The 650-nt window shown below is 34.6% G+C and carries 1 protein-coding gene; it reads left to right on the top strand.

Annotated features, from left to right (window positions below):
• A partial coding sequence (locus AB4512_RS21800) for a hypothetical protein (RefSeq protein ID WP_372175631.1) occupies window positions 1-598 on the top strand: 598 nt, incomplete at its 5' end.
• Between the last annotated feature and the right edge of the window lie 52 nt (window positions 599-650).

Raw genomic sequence — 650 nt, 5'->3', positions numbered from 1 at the left:
TGAAAACTGCTTGAATACAATGAAAACTCATTCTGGATTATTAGGGACTAGAGGACTAAAGTATCTTAGCCGATCTGCTTATGAACCTTATATTGATGTGGGCTGGAAAAACCCTAATAATGAGGTCGAACAAGTTGATATTGTGGGACATTGTTGGTTTTTCAAAAGGGAGCATTTATCTCTGTTCTGGCAAGAACTTCCTGAACTTAATTATAGTAAAACTTCTGGAGAGGATATTCACTTTTCGTACATGCTACAGAAAAATGGTATTGGAACTTTTGTCCCTCCACATCCATCCGACGATCTTGAACTTTGGGGAAGTCAACCAGAAAGTGGAAAAAAACTTGGAGGTAGTAGTGTAGGCATATCTATAAATGCCGATTCAAACACAAAATTTGATATAGCTTATCGTCATTATATCGCTAAGGGCTTCTCACTCGTGCTTTCAAATAAAGAAAGACTAAAAGAAGGGATCGTTGTTGGCCCTGGATTGACAAAAAATCAATTTATTCGAAATTTTGTAAACAAAAGCCCTAAATTAACAAAAATTGCAAAGACTTTTGTTAGATGGTTAAAAAAGAATAAAATCCATATTTAGCTGGACATAAATCTAAAACAGTTATTTATCATTATGGGGTAATTGTGGTTTA

The organism is Vibrio sp. 10N.222.52.B7 (assembly GCF_041474275.1).
GTDB classification, from domain to species: Bacteria; Pseudomonadota; Gammaproteobacteria; order Enterobacterales; family Vibrionaceae; genus Vibrio; species Vibrio crassostreae_C.
The sequence above is the reverse complement of the archived record's forward strand: the minus strand, read 5'-3'. Positions and strand labels throughout refer to the sequence as shown.